This window comes from Vibrio sp. 704 (genome assembly GCF_033339295.1).
Genome location: NZ_JAWOUH010000069.1, coordinates 1 through 1,402, shown reverse-complemented (window position 1 = coordinate 1,402; position 1,402 = coordinate 1). Strand labels below are relative to the sequence as shown.

General features: G+C 53.3%; 1 protein-coding gene. It reads right to left on the bottom strand.

Features of this window, described 5'->3' with window-relative positions:
• Positions 1 to 232: 232 nt before the first annotated feature.
• A partial coding sequence (locus R7R24_RS24460) for an IS91-like element ISCR1 family transposase (protein ID WP_088769055.1) occupies positions 233 to 1,402 on the bottom strand: 1,170 nt, incomplete at its 5' end.

Here is a 1,402-nt window from a genome sequence, read left to right as displayed (position 1 = left end):
GGGTATAGGAAGTATAAACCACCTTTTTGCTCCTCATCCGAAGTATCTTACCTGAAATTCCCTCACTCGTTTACCGCTCAAGCCCCAATTTTAACTGCCGGTCCAGCCTAAACCGCTCTAATAAGGTTCGATTTGGCGGTAAAATCTCTAGCCTGATAGCTCGAGAGATACAAACTGCCCCACCGCCCCGTTTAAAAGTTGGCAGTGTTGAGCAGTGTTGGATTTGGGGTCGTCAGTCAAAGAGACGACTCTGTGATGGATCGAACAGGCTGGGAGTCAGTGGCGGCGCTCGTTCTGGTGGCAGCTCACGCTGCTTGGCGGCATTCGCCTTGGCTGTTTTCTGTTTCAGATGCTTGAGAATCTGCTCAATGACCTTCGGATCTTCGATGCTGGCAATCACTTTGACGTGACCGCCGCAGTGTTCGCAGACTTCAATATCAATATTGAAGACTCGCTTGAGGCGTTGCATCCAGGTCATGGCGCGGTGGCGCTCTGCAGGACTCTTGTCACGCCAGTTAGTATCGAGACCTTCCGATTTGTCGGGCTTCTTGCCCCGCTTGGCGGGTGTTACTTGAACTCGGTGTTTGCTGTTCGGTGCAAAGACGCCGTGGAAGCGTGTGAGGTTGACTCGCGGCTTAGGTACCAACGCAGCGAGTTTGGCGATGAAGTCCAGCGGCTCGAAGATCACATGGGTGGTGCCATTGCGGTACGGAGTTTTGAGCTCGTAACGCACCTGCCCATTGGCGGTTAATGCCAGACGTTTTTCTGAAACCGCTGGCCGACTAATGTAGCGACACAAGCGCTCAAGCTTATCCCGCTGATGCGCTTCGGCCATCACACCGGCGTGTAGCGAGAAACCAGCATGGTTGGCTACTCGACTGCTTGAGTCGGCTTTATCCTCACGCCCTGGCAAGGTTTGCAGGGTGAAGACTTTGCGCCCTTGCTGGGGGCCGACGGCAATGCGATACGTAACCGAAGCACCATGTAATTGAGTCAGCGTATCGTCTTCGCCCTCTTCCAGTGTCAACCACGTATTCTCGGCATCACGCTCCAAAATCCCACGCTTTTCCATGCAGCGAGCGATGCGATGGCTGAGGGTGTGAGCGAGCGTATTCAGCTCATCGTAAGTGGGTGCCTTGACACGATGGAAGCGTTGCTTGCCATAGTCATCTTCGGCATAGACACCATCGAGAAACAGCATGTGGTAGTGGACATTGAGATTTAGCGCGGAGCCAAAGCGTTGGATAAGAGTCACTGAGCCAGTTTGTGCAGAGGCTTTGGTGTAACCGGCTTTTTTGATCAGATGAGTTGAGAGTGTACGATAGACGATACTCAAGACCTGGCCCATCAGCTGGGGATGGCGAGCCAGCAAAAAGCGTAGCTGGAAAGGAAAGCTGAGCAC